The organism is Pseudanabaena yagii GIHE-NHR1 (genome assembly GCF_012863495.1).
GTDB classification, from domain to species: Bacteria; Cyanobacteriota; Cyanobacteriia; order Pseudanabaenales; family Pseudanabaenaceae; genus Pseudanabaena; species Pseudanabaena yagii.
This window is the reverse complement of record NZ_JAAVJL010000001.1, coordinates 2,068,486-2,088,989: the sequence shown is the minus strand read 5'-3', so window position 1 is coordinate 2,088,989 and position 20,504 is coordinate 2,068,486. Positions and strand designations below refer to the sequence as shown.

Sequence of the window (20,504 nt, the reverse complement as noted above, 5' to 3'; positions counted from 1 at the left end):
GCATCGGATTATATTAATATTTTGACAATGAGTTTTATTGTATATGTTTTCTCAATAGTTTATACAAAGACTTAAAAGCTTAGGAGATGGTTGTGGTTCTGAACAGTTAAAGCGAGGTCAGTGTATTTGCGTCTTTTTTATTTGTTAGCCAATGGATGTTTTAGCATCTCTTGACCATTATAGCTCCTCCTTAGTCATGACAATATCAAGGACATGTAAAGGACATGTATAATTTATAGGACGATTTAGTTTATAAATAGGAAATCAAATGAAACTGCATATTGGTGGACAAGAACAACATCCCGACTGGAAAATCTTTGACATTGAAGAAAGAGAGGAAGTGGATTATGTGGGAGATGCTTCGGATTTGAGTCAATTTGAAGATGAATCAATTGAAGCAATATATGCAAGTCATGTTCTTGAGCATTTTTATTATGCGCTCAATCACGAATTATCGTTTACCTTGTTAGAATGGTTTCGAGTACTTAAGAAAGGTGGTGAGCTAATGATAAGTGTCCCCGATCTTAGAAGGTTATGTTGGCTCTATTCAAGACCAGATATCACTATTCAAGATCGCATAGCGATTATGAGAATGATATTTGGTGGACAAGTTAATCAATATGATGTTCATAAGGTGGGATTGGATTTTGACATTTTATGCTATTACTTATCAGAAGCTGGATTTACTGAATGTCGTAGAGTACCTGAGTTTAATATATTTCAAAACGATTGTAGTACTGTACAGGTATTTGGTAATTTGATTAGTCTTAATGTAATTGTAGTAAAATAGATGCTTTATATATTTCTAAATATGGCAGGATTTTAGGCTATGTTATGTTTTGAGTGTATCTACATTGAAGAAATTTATATTTTGCCAAGATTAAATTTCTAACATAAGATAGTCAAGCGCTTCCAGAAATAATAATGTTTTCTTTATAAGTTGAAATGAGCTTTCCAGATCTGTAAACTTTAAAGTTGCTGGATTAACAGGTCTTAAATGCATCCAAAAGTCTATTAAAGATATCATATTCTGTGGTGCATCTAATAGAGGTAATAAACACATAGCGATTGCACTATCAATACTAATAAATTGATTATTTATTGATAGATGTTGACTTATGTTAAAACTTCTACATTCTGTCACACAAGCTAGTAAATCTTCCTTAAATTTAAGAGTCTGTAATTGAGGATGAAGATAAACGTTTACTTTCTGCCAATCTGTATCAGAATATTCCGAAAAAGGAATAAATGTTGACGATGCTTGGGGATGACCACACCAAAAGTCTAGTAATCGATGAACTGGATTAAGCAACTCGTATATTTTCAATCGTTCCTCAATAGATATATCTGGTAAGCTCATAGACCAAAATATAGGTAAATTATCTGATTCTTTAAATAAGTCCCTAAAGTCCCATTCACGCCAATTCACCATGCTAATAAACTCTAAACCAGCTAGTTCTAAAAATTTAAACATATCCGAGACTGTATAGCCTTTATCTCCTTGGAACAAATGATTCATTAAAATGTCTTCTTTATTTTCCTTGCTTGTGTAGTTTGAATTCCAAGTTTGAAACTTAAGAAGGACATTATCTTTTAGGGCTTGCATTGTTTCAACAACAACTTCGATTTCTAGATCTTCAGGATTTTCATCCATCAATCCCATCATCTTAAACATCTTTTGAGCACGATAAACGCTAGACCTTTGCTCTATACTATGCAAATTGCTACGAATAATTCCCTCTGGTTTTAATACTGTTTTCATAGCCCTAAGAGCTTCAGCAGGCTCAGGGAAAAGATAGAGCATTTCATCACAGTTTATGTAGTCAAATTGATATTTCAATTGAGCTAAATCTTCTATAGATAGAACATGGAACTCAGCGTTATCGAAACCATGATATTTTAAACGCTGTTCAGCTAATTTAATTGACTCTGCGGATATATCCACCCCTACTATTTTTGCGTCAGGATTTGCTTCAGCTAAAATCAAGGATTTATAACCAGAGCCACATCCTGCATCTAAAATATATTTATCTTTTGTATCAATAACTTTCTGGTCTCTCAAATAGAAAGAAGTCACTAAGTTATGAATGTATAACTCATTAGGACTATCTTTAGGAGACTTATCTAGTGGAATACGAGGATAAGGACTACTGTCAAACTGTTGACGAATTTTGTCTAATAATTTAGATTGGGGATCAGTCATAAATACTAATTTGAGTAGCGTTATTTTAAAAAGCTTGGACTTATTTAATCAGTAATAGTAAGTTGTAGCAATCTAAAGTTTAGGAATAGTAACAGTGATTGATTATTGCGAAGTAAAGCTTGCAATACCCATCGCATTCATCACGTTAATACGCGGTAAGCGATGTTTGAATCCACAGAGAATTTCCCATGAAATAGTACCGAGGAGATTTGCCCAGTAATCAGCAGTGTTTTCGGAATCGCCGCCTAGGAAGGTTACGACATCGCCAACATTTACATTTGAGACATGGGTCACATCGATCGCACATTGATCCATCGTGATTGTGCCAATCTGAGCAACTTTCTGCCCATTGACAGCTACGCGAATACGGTTAGATAGACCACGGGGAATGCCATCGGCATAGCCGATCGCGACAGTTGCGATGGTCATGTCCTGTGGTGCAATAAATGAGCGACCATAGCTCACACTTGTACCTGCGGTGATTGGTTTGACTTGGGTGATGCGGGCTTTAACGGTAAGTGCTGGATGTAAATTCGCCAATTTTTTGAGATGGGAGGCGGGATTTCTCTCAAATCATTTAATCTCAGCAATGATCCAAGATCGCTATAATTTTGGGTAAATTGTCAGTAATCAACGCAGGGAATTAAATAAGATTCATGGATGTAAAAGCCGCAGTCGCCTTCGCCGCAGGACAACCTCTTAAAATTGAGACAGTACAACTAGATCCCCCCAGAGCAGGAGAAGTACTCGTCGAGATTAAAGCCACAGGAGTCTGTCACACTGACGCATTCACCCTTTCAGGAGCCGACCCAGAAGGATTATTTCCTACGATCCTCGGACATGAAGGTGCAGGTGTCGTCGTCGAAGTAGGCGCAGGGGTGACTTCTCTGAAGGCAGGCGATCGCGTAATTCCTCTCTACACTCCCGAATGTCGTAACTGCTCCTATTGCCTCAGTGGTAAAACCAACCTCTGCCAAGCAATCCGTGTCACCCAAGGTCAAGGCTTAATGCCCGATGGAACTAGCCGATTTTCCATTAATGGTGAAAAAATTCATCATTATATGGGAACCTCTACCTTTGCGAACTATACTGTTCTCCCTGAAATCGCGTTAGCCAAGATTCGTGAGGATGCACCTTTCGAGAAGGTCTGCTACATCGGTTGTGGTGTGACCACTGGCATCGGTGCGGTAATTAATACCGCAAAAGTTGAATATGGCTCGAATGTCGTTGTCTTTGGCTTAGGGGGCATCGGCTTAAACGTAATCCAAGCAAGTCGCATGGTCGGCGCAAATATGATCGTCGGCGTAGATATAAATCCTAAAAAACGTGTGCTTGCAGAAAAGATGGGTATGACCCATTTCGTCAATCCCAAGGAAGTCGAAGGCGATCTCGTTCCCTATCTTGTTGATTTAACCAAAGGCGGCGCAGACTATAGCTTTGAATGCATCGGTAGAACAGAGACGATGCGCCAAGCACTCGAATGCTGTCACAAGGGTTGGGGCGTGAGTGTGATTATCGGTGTGGCAGGTGCAGGTCAAGAAATCAGTACCCGACCATTTCAGTTAGTTACAGGTCGGGTCTGGAAAGGTACTGCCTTTGGCGGCGCAAAGGGCAGAACTGATGTTCCCAAAATCGTCGATTGGTATATGGAAGGCAAAATCGATATCGATAGTTTAATTACGAATGTCATGCCAATTGAGCAGATCAATGAGGCTTTCGATATGATGCACAGAGGCGATGCCATTCGCACAGTACTGACTTTTTAGTATTGCTATTTCCAAAATCTCATTCATTTGGAAATAGCAGTTTAAATAGAAGATAGTGGCAAGCCACTATCTTCTATTTAAACTGCTCCATTAGCCAAGCCATTGTGACGGACTGGTTTTCTTGGCGACTGCGTTGCAGGGCTTGTTCCAAAATTTCCAACTTCATTCCTGTCAATATTAAGGATTCCCGAATCCGCTTAGTGCTGCCATCGATCGCAATTGTAAAAGCAAAAATTTGCATAGTCTGAACATTCACAATCCAATATTCTGAAATACCAAGTTCCTCATATTGCAGTCGCTTTGTGCCTAAGTCATCGGAGATAGAAGTATCCGATATTTCAATAACTAGATCGGGTAATGGGTATTGCTCTAAATCAATGATTCTGGTTCCCCAAGGTATAACATCGGCTTTATCACCAACGTAGTACGATGCATCAGGCTGAAATTCTGTATGCCCACTTTTCCGATAAGAGCAACCATCTTTTGCAGTCATCGGTATACGCTGATGAGCCGAAAAAAATGCAATAGCAAACATAATCAATGCATGATCATTGGAATGATCGGAGCCTGTGGACATATTTTCCAACCTCATCTTGCCGTTGTAATAGTAGCTTTTAAGCTTGTTGGAGTCTGGGGCATCGGCAATATTCACAAATTCTTCCCAAGGCACAGCTAGCCAAGTATCTAGAGGCGTTTTGGTTTGCAGTAGGGGCATTGTATTCACCGAAAGGCGCAAATAGGCGATCGCTTATTTGTTAATTTTAGCCCAAACAAAAAGAGAAGCATTGCTTGGCAATGCTTCTCTTCGAAAATAAAGCGCATAGCGCTTTTTAAAACTAGGCGGCTGCGAAGTTAGCAGCAACGAAATCCCAGTTGATTAGCTTTTCAACAAAGTTAGCCATGAAGTTAGGACGGCTATTTTGGAAGTCCAAATAGTAAGCATGTTCCCAAACATCCATTGTTAACAAAGGAACTTGACCTTCGTGAATTAGAGGATTTTCAGCGTTAGGTGTTTTGGTAATCTTCAAAGCACCGCCTTCAGCAACCAACCATGCCCAGCCGCTACCAAATTGAGTAGCACCAGCATTTTTAAATTCGGTCTTAAAGTTATCTAAGCTACCAAAGCTCGCATTGATGGCATCTAACAAAGCACCAGTAGGAGCGCCACCACCAGCAGGCTTAATACCATTCCAGTAGAAGGTATGATTCCATACTTGAGCAGCATTATTGAAGATTCCTGCTTTGCCTTCTTTGTAGCTAATCTTGATGATTTCTTCTAAGGATTTGTCAGCAAGATCTGTATCTTTAATCAGGTTGTTGAGGTTATCAACATACGCTTTATGGTGTTTGCCATAGTGAAATGATAGGGTCTCAGCAGACATACCCGAAGCTGCTAGAGCATCTTGGGCATAGGGTAAAGGTGGGAGTTCAAATGCCATTTTTGTTTAACCAGTTAAAGTTTGAAGTGATTTCTCAGCTTTAAGTATTGTTACAATTATAATCGAAATGGTAGATAGTAGTAACTGTTACTTTTTTGTGATCTGCCATACACCAATCACTCGTCAAAAATTGCTGACATTTTGTGTAAGCTTCGCGTTACTAATTTGGGATTGGAAAGGAATTTTTGCTGTGGATGAAAGTTGAGAAAGCGATCGCTATTTCCAGCTATTTCCAATCGAGATATTTTTTTAAATCTCTCGGTTAGTTCTTAAATGCAAATCCTTGTCAAAATTTCACATCCAACCAGTCATTGATTTTCGTAAGTTAATTAACGATGAAAAGTCCAAGGCGATTAGCCCATCAGATCAACCATGAAGAAAAGAGATTTATTAATAACTGGAACTGCCTTGATCGGTGGTGCATGGCTCTGGCAGGCTTGGCGATCGCCATCGAGCAATTCCATATCCAAAGATTCGGCGATCGCCTTAGACTTAGATATAGACTCAACTAAAGCAACTAAGAAATATCCAATTATGAAAACTGAAGATGAATGGAAACAAATCCTCACCCCAGAGCAGTTTCGCGTTTTACGCAAACATGGCACTGAGCGAGCCTTTACCAGTCCCTTAGACAAGGAATATGGCAAGGGTACTTACAACTGTGCAGGGTGCGATTTGCCTCTGTTTACATCGGATACCAAATTCAATAGTGGCACGGGCTGGCCGAGCTTTTTTCAGCCTATCGAAGGGGCGATCGCAACTACGGTTGATAATTCCTTCTTTATGAAGCGTATTGAAGTCCATTGCAGTCGATGCGGTGGTCATTTAGGTCATGTCTTTAATGATGGACCAAAACCAACTGGACAGCGCTATTGCATGAATGGCGTATCCCTCAAATTTATTCCTATAGCAATGTAAGAGATAGCTAGGACAAAGCAAAACCCAAATAAGTGAAGGTGGCACTTTGTGCCACCTTCACTTATTTGGGTTTTATGTCCTAAGCAAAACTTACGTTGCTATAGTTAACCCATTTTTTATAGAGGCTTTGCTTAGCTAAAGCCTCTATAAAAGAAAAGCCTCGCAATGCGAGGCTTTTCTTTTGGATTAATTACGCTGTTCAATTCCATTCTGGACATTAGTTACGTTAGAAGGTGGACGAGTCCAATTAAAGTCACTAATTCGTAATAGAAGTTCACCCAAACCTTGATTGGGGTTGTAGCGAATCAAGACTGCATAGGTACGCCTTGCATATTCTAAGGAATAAACAGAATCAAATAATGTGCCGTTATCCAAACTCCAGCTTTGTTGGATACCAAAGCGTAGAGGTCCATATATTTGTTGCACAATCCCTGCGCTCAGTAATCTCGTATCTGCTACGCGATCAAATATAAAAGGCGATCGCCCACTGGAAAAAGCCTGTGTATAACTAATATTGAAACCTGTATAGTCCAAGAAATCCTTCGCAAAATTCCCAACTTCTCCCGACAAGCCCACAGTTCCATAAAGTACCGCTTGATTAGCACCATTAGAATAGCTGGAATTGACACCCTGTAATGACACAACAGCATCTAGCTTCGGTACAATCGGCTTAGGAGAGTAGCGCAAACCTGTTTCTTTTTCAGCAGGTGCAGGTTCGCCACGAAAGAGTGGAAAGGCTCGACTTAGAACGGCTGCACTCTGTAAACGCACTAATGTACCAACCGTATTAGGCTGACCAACATCATCCCGAACCGCCCCCACTAATTGGGCAGCAAGTTGATAGTTAAAGGAAATTTTGGAATCGCCAAGTACATAGTTGGGAGAGATCAAAGTCGATCCCACAATATTGTTGACATCCTGAAAGCCTAGCGAGCCATTGAATACGCGATCGCGAAAAGCATATTGTGATAGCAAAGTATGATTGCCAAATACTGTCATGGAATGGGTAGCATTGAGGCGGAGGATCGAATCAAGGTTGCCAAAGTTTAAGCCCGATAGACTTGCCCTTGCGGATAGTCTTTGACCATCATCAAAGGCTCCATTTAAAGTTGCCACCACCCCAAAAATGTCAAAGGCTGATACACCACTCTGTCCCGAAGAAAAGGCACGTTGGATGAGCAATTGCGGTGATACTTGAAAGCTGAGGTTCGGTTGGGAAACCACATCAAAACTTTGTTGATAGAACACCCCATCGCGATCGCGTTTATCGAAGCCCACTAACGCAGGGGCAAACCTCTGAAAGCGATCGAGGGTAATGCTATTCAGTGGTAAAGGTAGCGAAAAACTCTGATCGAAAATAATGGTCGGAGATTCTAGATCGAGACGGTTTTGTGTGGGAGAAATCGGTGTTAAGGTCGCTTTGCTTGTAACAAGTTCTAATTCAGGTGGACTAAAAGGATCATTCGTCACACGCAAATTCTCGGCTGTCCAAGTATCACCATCGAGAATTAGGCGATCGGCAACAAAGCCAAAGCGGCGTACTTGACCATCAGAGGTATCACTATTACCAGTAGCCGAAATTGTAATCGAATTAGTTGCTGTATCCGCAGGCGATCGCGATACTTCTGAATTAACTAAATTACCAAGATCAACGGAACCCGAAGCCTTGATCAGTTCGCCTTTTACATTGCCGTAGTTATAGGTTAACTTTGTGCCACGAATTTTTTGATCACCACGGGTAAAAAAGACCTTACCTTCGGCAATTACCTCTTGGGTCTTGGTATTCAATTGCACACGATCAGCTTTCAGTTCAGATTTTTTGTATCTGATTAAAACATTGCCTTCCGCGACAAACACCTGTGTATTAATGTCATATTCTTGGCGATCGCTAACGACCTTGAGCAAATTACGCAGCAAAGGAGCCAAATCCTGCAACACAGGTTTAATGTCTTGGGAGTTACCTGTAGGCGGAGTTTTGGGAGGTGAGACTTGGAGTGGCTTATCCGTAGGCTTGGGCTTCGGCAAGCTATTGGGCTTTACTGACCCCACTTGAGCCGTTAAAGTTGGGGCAATTAGTTTACGGGCGATCGCATCGGGATCAGGCAACCTTTCTAAAAACAGCTCTAACTGCGATCTCACCTCAATAGGCAATTCGACATTCAATCTCGTAGCGATATGACTATTTAACGCTGGTGATGATCCCAACGGTTGCGGAGATTGCTGTCTTACCTCTGCATATGGGCGAGGTGGCAGTTGTGTTGAAGGCGGTGGTAAAAAGTCCATACGCAACTAAGTCTACAGGATTTTTCGCTGAGATGAAAAGAAGTAGATCGCTTAGCGGCGATTCTAACGATAAAAGATCACTAATAGTGGGTTATAGATGACAATCCAGCCATTTATAGCAATCCTAAATCATTTATGAAATACCAATCTTAGGCTCTTGCGGATAAAAAATGTCCCACCAACGTTATCTAGCTTCGACTTCGCTCAGCTAACATTCGACTTCGCTCAGCTAACATTCGACTCCGCTCAGCTAACATTCGACTCCGCTCAGCTAACATTCGACTCCGCTCAGCTAACATTCGACTTCGCTCGGCTAACGTTGGCTGAGCGAAGTCGAAGCCACAGGTACTTTAATTAATAGCAAGTCCCTTAGTGAACAAATGGCTCAAGCCCCTTGCCTTTCTACAAATCATTGGGACTATGGCAAAACCATAGTCTCCATGTCTTTCTAAGCAAGTTAGTTACGAATTTGTACAGGCATAAGCAGATAAGTCATTTTGGTTGCCCCAATCGGGACAAGCACAGCAGGACTGGTGGGGTTATTAAGCTGGATTTGAATCTCATTGCTTGGCAAAGCTTTTAAGCCGTCTAGCAAATATTTGACATTAAAAGCTATCTCCACATCTTCACCCGAAACTTGGGCTGGTAAAGACTCGCGCCCTGCGGCAACATCTGGGGCTTCTACGGACAGAGAAATTTCCTGACCCGTTGAATCAATCGTGATTTTGACAATGTTGTTCTTTTGATCAGCGAGTACAGCAATCCGTTCTAGAGCTGACAAAAATAATTTACGCTCGACCGTAACTTGGCGTTCAAAGCGATTGGGGATCAACTGGCGATAGTTGGGATAAGTACCATCTAGCAAGCGCGAAATCAAGATTTGATTAGCACTTTGGAAAATCATATTTGCTCGGTCAAACTTTACCGCGATCGCACCTTCAGTTTGTTGATTGAGCATTCTTTCTAGCTCACGCAGCGCTCTTGCAGGGATTGTCACTTCCAAACTGGTGGACACAGTATCACCCGTCACAGGTGGCTCATCGGCATCGAGGAAACCTGTCTGGACTACGGACAAGCGATGCCCATCAGTTGCAGCAAACTCAAGGCGATCGGCACTAGCCGTCAGATGCACTCCCGTAAGAATTCGTTTGGTCTCATCAGCTGAAGTTGCAAACAGCGTCGAAGCTAGACCACTGAGCATTGACTCAACAGGCAAGTAGGTAGTTTCGCCATCTTCACCAATTTGAGGCAATTCGGGAAATTCTTCCACAGGCAGACCATGCATTTGGTAACGCCCCGAACCACAGACGATTGAAACCATCGTGTTGTCCTTGTCCACGCTGATGGTGATGTCCTCATCGGGAAGGCGGGAAACGATGTCATTGAGTAACTTTGCAGGTAGGGTAATCGATCCCGCTTCTACCACTTGGGCAGGGAAAGACACCTGAATCCCCAAATTGAGGTCAAAGGCAGTCATGCCAAGGCTTTGGCTAGAGTTATCAGCATCGAGTCGGATATTTGCCAAGATTGGGTGTGTGGGACGGGAAGCGACAGCACGACCGACAAGGGCAAGGTTAGCAGCGAGTTGGTTTTGAGGACAGACTAGTCGCATAGTTTGAGGGTAAAATTTGTCTAAACTGGTGGGGAAATACTGGAGATTATGGCTAATTTTTTAACCTACTAAAAGCATTCTGCCTTTTTTTGGTTGATTAAGATTGGCTGTAAGACTTGAGGAGAAAACCCATGTGGAAAAGTCTAGAGAATTTCAAAACTGCGAGGACTTGTGAAGTTTTAGAAGAAGTTTGAAAAATGGGAAAACGAAAAAAGTATGTTTAAGCAATTCAAAATTTGAGAAAAAACTTTAAAACAAAGTGTTGAGCCAAAGCTCTTTAGTTTTTTTGATTGAGGTTTTTAATTTGTGGAAGCTAATCATAACACCGTTGGAAATTTTTATACGCTGAAAACAAAAAATAGTTTTTTACGATTTTTCGTCATTTTTTCATTTGATCTAATTATTACTATTCAAGAATAAATAAATTTATTAATAGTAGTAGTAGGGGCTGTGGAAAATGTGGAAAACTTTGAAAAAAGTATATACAATAAGCCTCCTAGAGTTTTCAACCTGTGGAAAACTCTGTGGAAAAAGTGGCTAGTTATCCACAGGGTATAAATACCTATTAAAAGTTTTCCACATTTACACCTAAGTTATCCACAGATTTTGCCAAGTTATCCACAAAAGATTTGGAGTTATCCACAGGTTTTCCACAGGCAAAAACACTATAGGTGGAATATGCTGGGGATAAATCGTCAAAAAATAATCAAAAAAGTTATCAAAAGTTTGGGCGATCGCTTCCATCTATTCCTTAAAATATCACTAAACAATGGTGGGGCAAAATGCAAATGGAGATAATTTTGACTTTAGTTTAAATTCAGAAATCGATGATAAGGGACTTGCTATTAATTAAAGTACCTGTGGCTTCGACTTCGCTCAGCCAAAGTTAGCTGAGCGAGGTCGAATGTTAGCTGAGCGAGGTCGAATGTTAGCTGAGCGGAGTCGAAGCTAGATAACTTTGGTGGGACATTTTTTATCCGCAAGAGCCTAATGTTGATCTCCATCTTTTAATCTTTATCTTTGCAATAATCAAGACTCTCAAATTAGTAAGCAGATATTTTTGCGATCGCTTAGCTTGATCTGAAAAATATACGCAAAAGTTGGGAAATTTTGGGCGAGTTAGATGTGTGAATTCTGTGAATTTTTTGAGTTCTTGTCTCATTTAAGACTCATCTCCAACAATATGGTTGTGAAAATATTGTCGTTAAAATTTCAGTTAATGCGGCATTGATCTTTTTAAGTTCTTGATAATCCTGCTTTAGGTTTGATGTATCAAAAAATTCAGGAGTTACCTATGAAGATTCAATATCGTAAATTACAAAAGCCCGTTCTCTATAGCGCCATTTTTCTGATGGGAGCCTCGGTGGCGATCGGTGGAAAACAGCTATTAACTCAAAATAAAGCCATTGCTCAAGGAGTTTCACCTGTTGTCGCTGAAAATATGTCATCAGGAAAATTAGTGATCGCTAGTGATGCCAATTTTATTACGGAAACCGTGAAAAAAGATGGTGGTGCAGTGGTGCGAATTGATTCTTCGCGCACCGTAGTTCGCGAGATTCCTGATATCTTTAACGATCCTTTCTCCAATCAATTTGCTGATCCAGATAATCAAAGAAAAGAAGTAGTTCAAGGAACGGGTTCGGGATTTATTTTTAATGCGAATGGCGAAATTCTCACCAATGCCCATGTGGTGAGTGGTGCGGATAAAGTAACTGTGACGCTCAAGGATGGTAGATCCTTTAATGGCAAGGTTTTAGGGGCTGATAAAGTGACTGATGTGGCAGTGGTGAAAATAGATGCTCCCGATCTGCCTGTTGTGAGTTTGGGCGATTCCGATCGCTTGCAGGCAGGCGAATGGGCGATCGCGATCGGTAATCCACTGGGACTAGATAACACAGTCACAGTGGGAATTGTCAGCGCGACGGGACGTTCTAGCTCTCAGGTCGGTATTCCCGATCAACAGGTGCGCTTTATCCAAACTGATGCGGCGATTAACCCAGGAAACTCAGGGGGGCCTTTGCTCAATCAGCGCGGGGAAGTCATCGGTATGAATACTGCCATCATCAAAGGTACGCAGGGATTAGGTTTTGCAATTCCCATTAACAAAGCTAAGAGCATCGCTCAGCAGCTAATTAGCCAAGGCAAAGTTGATCATCCCTATTTGGGAGTACAGATGGTCGGGCTGACTCCTGATGTGAAACAGAAATTGCCTGCGAGATTAAAGGTGAATAGCGATCGCGGAGTTTTGATTGTGGCGGTGCAGAATAATTCACCTGCGGCGAATGCGGGACTAAAGGCTGGTGATGTGGTGACGAAACTCAATAATACGGAAGTAACAAAACCAGAAAATTTGCAGCAGGTTGTTCAAGATAGTTCCGTAGGTAGTAATCTGCAACTAGAAGTTAATCGCAGTGGGCAGCCGATCAAAGTAACTGTCCAAGTTGGAACTTTACCTAATCGCGCAGGATAAAACTTACAGCGCAAAGCGCTGAATTGAAACCCAGAGAAATTTTTGAAAGCTCGGCGAAGCCGAGCTTTCAAAAATTTCTCTGTACTATAGATAATTCAAATAAGAACTACAGCTTCGACTTCGCTCAGCTAGCTTACACCGATGGCTGAGCGGAGTCGAAGCCCCTCTGCAAATTATTTAAAACAACTATACTTCAAACTTCAACAGGCTGTAATAAACTTGCTAAGGCTGGCGACGCAAGTCTTAGCAAGTTTATATAATAAGCATTATGCGAATTCTTTTAGTGGAAGATGATGAATATATCGCCAAGCCTGTTGCTAAGGACATCAGGCATCAAGGGCATATTGTCGATGTAGCAAGCGATGGCATCAGTGGCTGGGAATGTGCTCAAGCTGTGGAATATGATCTGATTCTTTTGGATTTAATGCTACCGCGTTTAGATGGAATTTCTCTATGTAAGCGCTTGCGGGAAGCGGGATGTAAGACTCATATTTTGATGCTCACAGCTAAGGATACGATCGCGGATAAAGTTTTGGGTTTAGATACAGGCGCAGATGACTATCTGGTAAAACCCTTTGATTTGGAGGAGTTGGCGGCGCGAATCAGGGCTTTATCGCGTCGAGTTGTGGAAATGCAGCAAACGGTGATTGTGCAAGGCTTATTGGAATTGAATTTGCAGTCACATACGATCACCTATGATGGTCAGCCATTAGCCTTAACCCCCAAGGAATATGTTATTTTAGAATGTTTTTTACGTAATCCTACTCAAGTATTTACGAAAGCTAATTTACTAGATAAACTCTGGGATCTGGATAAACTCTCTGGTGAAGAAACTGTGAGAACTCATATTACGAATATTCGCCGCAAACTTAAAGCTGTAGGAGGTTCTGAAGATTTAATTCAAACAGTTTATGGTGTAGGCTATAGTTTCAATTCCAAATTGTCTAAATCCTAGAGTTTTCCACAACTGTTGAAACTATTGTGGAAAACTTTAATTACAAATCATATTGAGATGTTTCAAAAAACGCGATTAAGATTGCTGTTGGCTTACTTGGGGATTTTTGCCTCCATTCTGAGCATCTTTGCGATCGCTGTTCGTACCGTCTTTGTACATACGATGACCAATCAAGTTGTGGATAAGCTCACAACGCTCGGACAGACGGTAGCTGCCAGTTCGGGATTTAAGAATGGCAGGATTCAGGTTGCAGATAATCTCTCGGTGCAGGGTTTGGATGTGCGGCGACAGTCTTTGCAATGGATTGATATCCAAGGGAACACGGTTTATATACAGGGCAATCGCACTCTGTCTTTACCTGCAGCGATTCGCGAATCAATTCAAATTCAACCAAGCAAACCTGCTTTAATTAGCGTCAATATTCCCATTGTTGATACCTATAATCGTAGTTTAGTGGGCTATTTGCGCGTGAGTCAGTCGCTAGAGGAATTAAATGAAACCTTTAGGCAATTAGATTTAGGATTAATCGGGGGAGCTGCAATTTCTTTGATATTAGTCAGTTTTGGGGGCATCTTTCTCACGCGCCAAGCGATGCAACCGATTGAACAAAGCTTCGATCGCTTACAGCAATTTACTGCCGATGCGTCCCATGAATTGCGGAGTCCCCTGATGGCGATTAAGGCAAGCTCTCAAGTGGCGATGCGCTATCCTGAAGGAATGCGCCCCAGCGATGCCGATGAATTTAGAGCGATCGCGCAATCGGCGGAACGGATGACGAGGCTGACTGAGGATTTACTGATGTTGGCAAGAATGGATAAAAAATTAAAAGTTACATGGGAAAACATCAATTTAACAGAACTTCTTCAGCATTTGGTTAATCAATTGCAGCCTCAAGCTGTAGCGAAAGACTTAACGCTCATTTATCACCCCAGTAGTTCGCAAATGATCAAAGGGAACTCTGAGCAAATCCTGCGATTGTTCACGAACTTGATGGAGAATGCGATGCACTATACGCCTGCGAGTGGTCAAATTACGATTTCGGTAAATACATCAGGTCAGTGGATTGCTGTCAGTATCAAAGATACAGGCATAGGAATTGCCCCTGAACAGATAGAACATATTTTTGATCGGTTTTGGCGGGCGGATACTTCGCGATCGCAATGGACGGGAGGCAGTGGTTTAGGACTAGCGATCGCTCAATCGATCGCTGAAAGTCATTGTGGTAAAATTTCTGTTACTAGTCAATTAGCAGTGGGTAGTTGCTTTAAAGTACGTTTACCTATTACTAAATCATAGGCAGATTGTTTGGAGAAAGTCGAAGCCTTGGTACAAACAATCTCCTTCTTTAATTTAATTGTCTGGACATCATCAAAATTAAAAAATACAGGTGAAAACCCCCTAATTTTTTGTAAACTAGGAAATCACTTTTGCTTGCTTAAAAAAATTGTAGATCTGTTCATTTACATATTTTTTGAGATGACTTAATTGCCACAAATGCTCTAGGCTCTATTAAGGTAGGGTAGGGTTAAGAAATAAATACACTGTTAAGGGACTTGCGATTAATTAAAGTACCTACGGCTTCGACTTTGCTCAGCCAACTTTGGCTGAGCAAAGTCGAAGCCATACAAACTCGGTGGCACCTTTTTTCTCGTCAAATCCCTAATCATAGGATTGTGCTTATTTTAGAATTATTGTTTTAGAATTATATGGCAACACATAATAATAGTTGTTTTTTTTGAGATTGTTAAAAATATTTTTAAATACTAATTTTATATATTTATTTAATTTATTTCATATTTGTTGGGGGTTAACTTGTTGAACTCATCTAAGCTTCAACTTTCTGAACTAAAGCTAGCAATTGTTCGTAATCCTCTCACGGTTAGCCCTCAAGCAACACTTACCGAGGCGATCGCGCAAATGGTAGCTGGGCGATCGCAATGTTCCGTTGATTATGATGCTCACAACGATTTTCATCGGATGGGGATCAGTTGTGTACTGATTGTTGAAGAGAGTCAGGTCATCGGTATATTGACAGAACGCGATGTCGTGCGTCTAATTACTCAGTCACTTCCCATTGAGCAGTTGACTGTCAGCGATGTTATGACACACCCTGTCATCACCTTACGCGAGTCTGATTTCTCTGAAGTATTATCAGCAATTAAAATCTTTCAGCAACATCACATTCGGCATCTTCCCATCGTCGATGAGCAAGATCACTTAGTGGGAATGCTCACCCATGAAAGCCTCCGACAAGTCTTTCGACCCTTTGAGCTATTGCGACTGCGGCTTGTGGGGGAGGTGATGACCAACCATGTTATTTGTGCTAGTCCTGAGGCTTCGATGTGGGAAATCGCGCAGCAAATGACGGAATATCAGGTAAGTTGTGTGGTTATTGTCGAACCCTTGGCAACGCAGACATCCTTACTCAAGCCTGTGGGAATCTTGACTGAGAGGGATCTGGTGCAGTTGCAGTCTGAGGGGATTAATCTCAAACAGCAACTAGCAAATACGAGAATGAGCCGCCCCGTCTTTACGGTTCAGCCTGATGATTCTCTTTGGGCGGTGCAGCAGCGAATGGAACAAAAATTAATTCGGCGGTTGGTGGTGACGGGGGCACAGGGGGAACTGTTGGGAATTGTGACGCAAAGTAATGTCTTAAAGGTTTTCAACCCGCTAGAAGCCTATAGTTTGGCGCAGATGCTAGAGGCAAGAGTACTCCAATTGGAGGCAGAGAAGGCAGATATTTTGGCAGATCGTACTGCTGAATTAGAGAGATTGGTAGAGGAAAGAACAGCTTCGTTAAGGATTGCCGCAGAACGGGAAAAACTAGTCGCCGAAATCGCCGATCGCATTCGGGTGTCGCTAGATCTGCAAGAGATTTTAGATATTTGTGTGAGTGAGGTACGCGCTTTTTTGCAATGCGATCGCGTATTGGTGTATCAATTTCAACCCGATTGGAGTGGGATCATTATTGCGGAGTCGGTAGCACAGGGCTTGTCATTATCCCTCGGCAACCATATCCAAGATTCTTGCTTTCAAGAGCAAACGACGAATCTGTACAGTGACGATCAACCGATCTTTGTGAATAATATTTACACCGCAGGCTATGCCGATTGTCATGTGCAGTTACTAGAGCAATATCAAGTCAAGGCAAATCTGGTGGTTCCGATTCGGGTGTCGGGGCAGTTATGGGGACTGCTAATCGGACATCAATGCCAAGAGTTTCGTCAATGGCAAACCAGTGATATTAGCCTCTTGCGGAATATCTCGGTGCAATTAGCGATCGCTATTCAACAATCCAATGCCTATCAGCAACTCCAGAATGAAATTAATGAACAAAAAAAATCCGAATTGGAGTTGAGGAGGACTGAAAAACTTTTCCGTGAAGCCCAAAGGATTGCTAGTTTAGGAAATTGGGAACTGGATCTACGAACAAATCATCTGTACTGGTCAGATGAAATCTTTCAGATCTTTGAGATTGATCAACAGCAGTTTGGTGCAACCTATGAAGCCTTTGTCAATGCTATTCATCCCGATGATCGGGAAATGGTTAATGATGCCTATACGCAACACCTAAGCGATCGCCACCCCTATAAAATTGTGCATCGCTTGCTGATGTCTGATGGGCGCATTAAATATGTCCAAGAACAATGTGAAACCACCTATGATCTCGACGGTATGCCAATGGTATCCCAAGGAACCGTGCAGGATATCACGCAACTCAAGGAAACTGAACTGCAACTTCAGGAACTTAATCAAGAGCTAGAGTTGAGGGTGCAAGCGCAAACCCAAGAACTCTTGCAAGTCAACAGTTTGCAACAGGCGATTCTCAATAGTACAGATTATGCAATTGTTTCCACTGACTTAAATGGCATTGTGAAAACCTTTAACGCAGGCGCAGAAAGGATGTCTGGTTATCAGGCGAGCGAACTGATTGATATTGCCAACATTTTATCTCTGCATGATCAGCAGGAATTAAGCGATCGGACCTCGGACATCTCTCAGGAATTGGGCGTAGAGATTACTGATGACGAAATGCTAGGGGCGATGACAGCAAAAGGTGTAGAGCGAGAAGAGGAATGGATCAGTATTCGCAAAGATGGTTCACGTTTTCCCTCGATCATATCGATCAAACCTCTCAAAGATAATAATGATCAAGTGATTGGCTTTGTCGGCATTGCCAGAGATATTACCGAGCAGAAAGCGATCGAACGCGATCGCCAACTTGCCGAAGCTGCCCTCAAACAAAGTGAAATCATCTTCCGTCGCGTGTTTGAGTTTAATGTAGTGGGGATGATATTTACGGACTTTACTGGTCGGATCAATCGGGCAAATGATCGCTTTTTAGAAATGCTTGGCTATACCAGAGAGGAACTGGAGTCTGGGCAAATTAATTGGCAACAGATGACTCCCCCCGAATATATACCGCAGGATCTTGTGGCGATCAACCATCTATCGACTCATGAATCAATTGATCCTTGGGAAAAAGCCTACTATCACAAGGATGGACATTATGTTTATGTGCTAGTGGGAGCTACGATGATCTCTGCTCAAGATTGCGTCGCTGTGATCGTGGATATTAGCGATCTTAAGAAATCAGAAAATGCCCTCAGAGAATCTCAACAATTTATCCAAACGGTTTTCGATAGTTTTCCCCTTGCCGTATTCTGGAAAGATCTCAATTCTGTATATCTCGGTTGTAATGAAATATTCTTGCAAACTACGGGATTCTCATCTACTTCAGAAATTGTGGGAAAAAATGATTTTGATTTTCCCTATACTTTGGAGCAAGTCAGAGGTTTTCGAGCCGATGATCGCCAAGTCATGCAATCTCGCATCCCCAAATATTTTATCGAAGAAAAGCTCACGATGCCAACGGGGGAGGTGCGCTGGCTGGAAACCAATAAAGTGCCACTGCAAGATGTGGACGGTAATATCATTGGCGTATTGGGGACTTTTCAGGATATTACGCGCCGCAAACAAATTGAGCAGCAATTGCAGCAAAGCCGCGATCAATTCCAACGACTAGTGACCGATATCGGTGATCAATTCATCTTTTTTAGCCATTCTGGTGCTGAGGGCATCCTGAACTATATTAGTGCTGGGAGTGCTCCAATATTGGGTATTAAATGCGAAGATGCCATTGGTAAGTGTTGGGTGGAAATTGCCCAATGGAATTTGGAGGATCTGCAAAAGACATCTGATATTTTGCAGCAAATGATGGCAGGTGCGATCGATTTCAATCAATTGGATCTCCGATTTACCCATGCCGATGGGACAGAACGCATACTTAGGGTCTCGGCACATCCTATTAGAGATAGTGATGGCAATTTAATTGCTGTTGAGGGACTAGGGGAAGATATTACTGAAAGCCACAAAGCCCAGCAATTGCTCCTTGAGATGAATCAGAAACTGGCGATATCTAATGATCAGCTTGAGCGGGCTACCCGCCTCAAAGATGAATTTCTCGCTAATATGAGTCATGAACTTCGCACTCCTCTCAACGCAATTCTGGGGATTACAGAAGGCTTTCAAGAGGGGACTTTTGGAACGCTCAATGACCAGCAAGAGAGGATGTTGCAAGTCATAGCTAGTAGTGGTAGCCATTTACTGGATTTAATCAATGACATCCTTGATCTTGCCAAAATTGAAGCAGGTAAATTGACCCTAGAACTTGCAATGACGAATATTGAGCAGCTTAGTAAAGATAGTGCTGTATTTGTCAGACAACAGGCAACTCAAAAAAAGGTTCAATTACAAATTCAAGTAGCGCAGTCGCTGCCGCAATTAGTTATCGATGAACGTCGTATTCGTCAAGCATTAATTAATCTGCTCAATAATGCGGTGAAATTCACGCCAGAGGGAGGGAGAGTTACCTTAGAAATAACTGTCCAAGAGGCGATCGCTAACAATCCGAACCCTGATAAGTCTAAAAACAATATTACGCACTGGGTCAATTTCGCAGTGATCGATACAGGGATTGGGATTGCACCTGAGCCTCTGAAGACTCTATTTCAACCCTTTGTCCAAGTGGATAGTTCACTCAATCGACAATATGAGGGTACGGGTTTGGGCTTATCTCTAGTCAAACGGATTGTCGAAATGCATGGTGGATACGTTAAGGCGACGAGTACGGTGGGTGTCGGTAGTTGCTTTACGATCGCTCTTCCCTACAATCAACTCGATGTCACTATTTCGCAACCTTTGGTAAGAACAAGTACCGCAGTATCGAGCCATATAGATGCTTGTATTGCTCCACCATGTTCACCATTGATTTTACTAGCCGAAGATAACGAAGCGAATATTGTCACCGTCTTTAACTATCTGGTGGCTAAGGGCTATCGCGTTATTATTGCTAAGGATGGACAAATGGCGATCGCGATGGTGCAAGCTGAACAACCTGATTTAGTGCTGATGGATGTGCAAATGCCGACAATGGATGGGCTTGAAGCGATGCAATGGCTTCGTAGTCATAATTTCACGATGCCGATTATTGCACTGACGGCTCTAGCGATGACAGGCGATCGCGATAAATGTTTAGCCGCAGGAGCCAGTGACTATCTCAGTAAACCGATTAAGCTCAAGCAGCTAGCGACTTTAATTCAAAAATGGCTATAAATCCCAAAGACTTAAATGGTTTGTGGAAGCGCACCATTTAGGGACTTGCTATTAATTAAAGTACCTGTGGCTTCGACTCCGCTCAGCCAACGTTAGCTGAGCGAAGTCGAACGTTAGCTGAGCGAAGTCGAACGTTAGCTGAGCGAAGTCGAAGCTAGATAACTTTGGCGGGACATTTTTTACCCGCAAGAGCCTTAGGTAAGTTTTGCAAAGAAGCATTTCTAGACTGAGATTTTGTTC

The 20,504-nt window shown here is 42.0% G+C and carries 12 protein-coding genes and 1 pseudogene; 7 read left to right on the top strand and 6 right to left on the bottom strand.

Annotated features, from left to right (window positions below; all coding sequences use genetic code 11):
- Positions 1-268 precede the first annotated feature (268 nt).
- Positions 269-790 (top strand): class I SAM-dependent methyltransferase, encoded by a 522-nt coding sequence (locus HC246_RS09625; protein ID WP_169363198.1) that lies wholly within the window; start codon positions 269-271, stop codon positions 788-790.
- 90 nt (positions 791-880) lie between these two features.
- Here HC246_RS09625 and HC246_RS09620 read toward each other — a convergent pair whose 3' ends face one another.
- Positions 881-2,203 carry a class I SAM-dependent methyltransferase gene (locus HC246_RS09620; RefSeq protein ID WP_169363197.1) on the bottom strand — a complete coding sequence of 441 codons (1,323 nt, stop codon included), beginning with the start codon at positions 2,201-2,203 and terminating at the stop codon, positions 881-883.
- Between the two features lie 102 nt (positions 2,204-2,305).
- A pseudogene (locus tag HC246_RS09615) lies at positions 2,306-2,764 on the bottom strand (alanine racemase C-terminal domain-containing protein); the annotation flags it as partial.
- Between the two features lie 95 nt (positions 2,765-2,859).
- Here HC246_RS09615 and HC246_RS09610 point away from each other — a divergent pair.
- On the top strand, positions 2,860-3,969 hold the full coding sequence (locus HC246_RS09610; protein ID WP_169363196.1) for an S-(hydroxymethyl)glutathione dehydrogenase/class III alcohol dehydrogenase: 1,110 nt from the start codon (positions 2,860-2,862) through the stop codon (positions 3,967-3,969).
- Positions 3,970-4,042: 73 nt separating this feature from the next.
- Here HC246_RS09610 and HC246_RS09605 read toward each other — a convergent pair whose 3' ends face one another.
- Both HC246_RS09605 and HC246_RS09600 read right to left on the bottom strand, forming a co-directional pair.
- Positions 4,043-4,684 carry a Uma2 family endonuclease gene (locus HC246_RS09605; RefSeq protein ID WP_169363195.1) on the bottom strand — a complete coding sequence of 214 codons (642 nt, stop codon included), beginning with the start codon at positions 4,682-4,684 and terminating at the stop codon, positions 4,043-4,045.
- A gap of 121 nt (positions 4,685-4,805) precedes the next feature.
- On the bottom strand, positions 4,806-5,408 hold the full coding sequence (locus tag HC246_RS09600; RefSeq protein WP_169363194.1) for a superoxide dismutase: 603 nt from the start codon (positions 5,406-5,408) through the stop codon (positions 4,806-4,808).
- A gap of 372 nt (positions 5,409-5,780) precedes the next feature.
- Here HC246_RS09600 and msrB point away from each other — a divergent pair, with 372 nt between their 5' ends.
- Positions 5,781-6,326 carry a peptide-methionine (R)-S-oxide reductase MsrB gene (gene msrB, locus HC246_RS09595; RefSeq protein ID WP_169363193.1) on the top strand — a complete coding sequence of 182 codons (546 nt, stop codon included), beginning with the start codon at positions 5,781-5,783 and terminating at the stop codon, positions 6,324-6,326.
- Positions 6,327-6,512: 186 nt separating this feature from the next.
- Here the strand turns inward: msrB and HC246_RS09590 are convergent, their stop codons facing one another.
- Positions 6,513-8,609 (bottom strand): DUF3769 domain-containing protein, encoded by a 2,097-nt coding sequence (locus HC246_RS09590; RefSeq protein WP_169363192.1) that lies wholly within the window; start codon positions 8,607-8,609, stop codon positions 6,513-6,515.
- A gap of 457 nt (positions 8,610-9,066) precedes the next feature.
- Positions 9,067-10,221 (bottom strand): DNA polymerase III subunit beta, encoded by a 1,155-nt coding sequence (gene dnaN, locus HC246_RS09585; protein ID WP_169363191.1) that lies wholly within the window; start codon positions 10,219-10,221, stop codon positions 9,067-9,069.
- A gap of 1,294 nt (positions 10,222-11,515) precedes the next feature.
- Between dnaN and HC246_RS09580 the strand changes: the two genes are divergently transcribed.
- The 4 genes from HC246_RS09580 (at position 11,516) to HC246_RS09565 (ending at position 20,264) form a co-directional block, all read left to right on the top strand.
- Positions 11,516-12,691, top strand: a complete 1,176-nt coding sequence (locus HC246_RS09580) for an HhoA/HhoB/HtrA family serine endopeptidase (RefSeq protein WP_211167664.1) — start codon at positions 11,516-11,518, stop codon at positions 12,689-12,691.
- A gap of 268 nt (positions 12,692-12,959) precedes the next feature.
- A complete protein-coding gene (locus HC246_RS09575) occupies positions 12,960-13,646 on the top strand; it encodes a response regulator transcription factor (RefSeq protein ID WP_169363189.1) in 687 nt (228 codons plus the stop codon).
- Between the two features lie 57 nt (positions 13,647-13,703).
- Positions 13,704-14,942 (top strand): sensor histidine kinase, encoded by a 1,239-nt coding sequence (locus HC246_RS09570; protein WP_169363188.1) that lies wholly within the window; start codon positions 13,704-13,706, stop codon positions 14,940-14,942.
- A 519-nt stretch (positions 14,943-15,461) separates the two neighbouring features.
- Positions 15,462-20,264 (top strand): PAS domain S-box protein, encoded by a 4,803-nt coding sequence (locus tag HC246_RS09565; protein ID WP_169363187.1) that lies wholly within the window; start codon positions 15,462-15,464, stop codon positions 20,262-20,264.
- The last annotated feature ends 240 nt before the right edge of the window (positions 20,265-20,504 follow it).